This is a genomic window from Bacteroidia bacterium (assembly GCA_023228875.1).
GTDB lineage: Bacteria > Bacteroidota > Bacteroidia > NS11-12g > UBA955 > JALOAG01.
In genome coordinates this window covers 1-2,629 of record JALOAG010000070.1, presented here as the reverse complement: position 1 = coordinate 2,629, position 2,629 = coordinate 1, and the positions used below count along the sequence as shown (strand labels likewise).

At 35.0% G+C, this 2,629-nt stretch carries 1 protein-coding gene; it reads left to right on the top strand.

Annotated features, from left to right (window positions below; genetic code table 11):
• Nucleotides 1–12 precede the first annotated feature (12 nt).
• Nucleotides 13–2,629, top strand: a 2,617-nt coding sequence (locus M0R38_13400; protein MCK9482732.1) for a hypothetical protein, incomplete at its 3' end; no start/stop codon positions are given.

Here is a 2,629-nt window from a genome sequence, read left to right as displayed (position 1 = left end):
AGAAAACTCAGAGTGCAGGTTCCACAGGGATATACAAACTGGAAACTGAGCCCAGCAGAAGGAACAGAAGTATGGGTAGGAGCAACACCTTTTGCAATAAATAACAGTAATCCAAACCCGATAGGAAAGGCAGTATATATAAATCCAAATACCCAGGCAAATTATTTTGACATAAAATTTGGAGAAATACTTCAGGAAACAGATAAAACAGTAAGAATAATATGGAAAGCAGATACCCCATTAACACAGAATGCACCATGGGGAGGAACATTTGAAATATACGCTTATGATGACCTTGAAGATGTAAGAGTAATAGCAAGACAGGGCAATGTTGCAGGGAACCCTTCAAACTATGATACTTTGAATGTAATAGCAGCCAACGCAGTAAACAGCGTACTGTCAGAACTTGAAATAACAAGTCAGGACGGAAGCTTTACAGGAGAAGGTGAAAACGTTGTAATGGTAGGAAGTATTCTGAATCAGGTAAATTATTATATGAAACATAGTTTTGCTCCCGGAAACCGTGGAATAAATATGATAGTAGTTGAAATACCAGCAGGATATGGCACACCGTCAGATATAGAGCTTACAGATGAAGCTGATTCGGAAATAACACTTGAAGATATAAGAACAATAACAATAGAAGATAAAACATATTTGAGAGTATATCTTGAAAACACAATAACTCAGAATATGACAACAAAACTGAAATTTAAAATAAATGCACCAGCAGTAACAGATGATGGTAAAAAATTCACAGGATATGGAAAATACCATTTTGGAAGCTATGCAGTAGGTGATGATGGATTTGGAACAGATTTCATGGTGCAGGCACTTGAAGGAAACGCAACAGAATTTATAAACACATCAAGTGTAACAGTAAAAACAGTAGCAACACCAGCAATAAATGTAAATGCAGAAATAAGCACAACAAATATGGGTAATCCTTCCAGCACAAATATAAATAAAGAAGAAACATTCACACTTACAGTAAGACCTGAAATACTCGGGAATAATTCAGGTGTAAACAAAGTAAGAATGACAGTGCCTGGAACACTTTCAAACCATGAAATAACAGAAGTCAGAGCAAAAGGAGTGCTTCTTGTAAAAGATACAACATATACAGAAGAAAGAAGCGCAAATACATATACACTAGTATTGACAGACCGAATAAATTCAGCAGACCCAAATAAAAGAATAGAAATAAAATTTACAGCAAATACAGGTGAAAATCCAGTATATACAACAAATGAAGTAACAGTATATGTAACAGATACAGAAAACGACAGAGCAATAAAAGCAAAAGCAGGTAATGCAGGAGCGACAATACCAACTTCTACACTGAATATAGAAATAAGAGCAATAGCAACACAGGCAACAGCACTGCTTAATCCAAACTTCATGCAGAGAAATTCAGACAGTAACGAATTTGAACTTACCGCAGATTTTGGATTCAACACAAGAGACTATGGAGTAAAAATAATAAAACTGACAATACCCGGAATATATGACACAGGGACAGACACAGAAAGCTCAACATTTAAAGTAAATGGAACAAATTACCAGATAATAAAAACAGGATTCCCGGCAGCAGGACAGGTATTGATGCAGTACAGCGAAATAACCCATGAAATAAAACTGACAATAGGAGAAACACTTAACACAACAAGTCAGATAAAATATACATTCAAGCTTAAAGCACCAGCAGACCCTTATGAACACAGTATAAAAGTAGAACTTGAAGACTCAGGAAACGATGTAATACAGGAAGTAGAAGAAAAATATGCAGGAAGCCTTGCAATATCCACAGAAAATGCTCAAATAGTAAAATCCACATTGAAAGCAAATGTAGAAGTAGCAGGCGAAGGAAAATGGAAAGTAAAAATGGTAATACCATTTAATGTAAGAATGGATACATACTTCCCAGGACTTGAACTCTATCTTAATTCATATAAAGCAAAAATAACAAAATATACAAATAGAAAATACCCAACAGAAGCAGATAAGGAAGTAGGAGTAATAGAAGCAGAAGTAGAAATACCTTATGACAGATTTACAGGCGGAAGCGATAACATACTGAACATAAAAAACATAAGAGATGATAAAGGGAACGCATTACCAAACCTGTTTGAAGCAATAGAAACAGGATATGGAATTGCAATGGCAGTATTTGTAAACCCGGTTGACAGAAGAAGTCTTACAATAGTAACAAAACAGTCAGAACCATTAAAAACCGGACATACACTGGTATTTGAAGCAAGAGAATTTCAGGGAACACCAGCAAGAATAGCAGCAAGAAAGAAAAGTGCAGATGTGTTTACCGGAGTATATAAAATACAGAGCGATGGAAGACCAATAATAAGTGCATCAATATATGATGCAACAGGAACAAGAGTAAAACTTGTATCTAAAGAATATGCAATAATAATGACAAGTCCAGAACAGGATAAAGAAGTAAAACTGAATGAAAAAATAACACTGAAAATAAATAAAACAGCACAAAAAACGGAAGAAATGCTGCTTGTGAGAACAGACAGGGAATACGAAAATGAAAATGTCGGAATAGAAATAAAACAGGCAGTAGAAATATCTTCAACCGGAAAATTTGAAATAGAGCTTGAAATAGAAA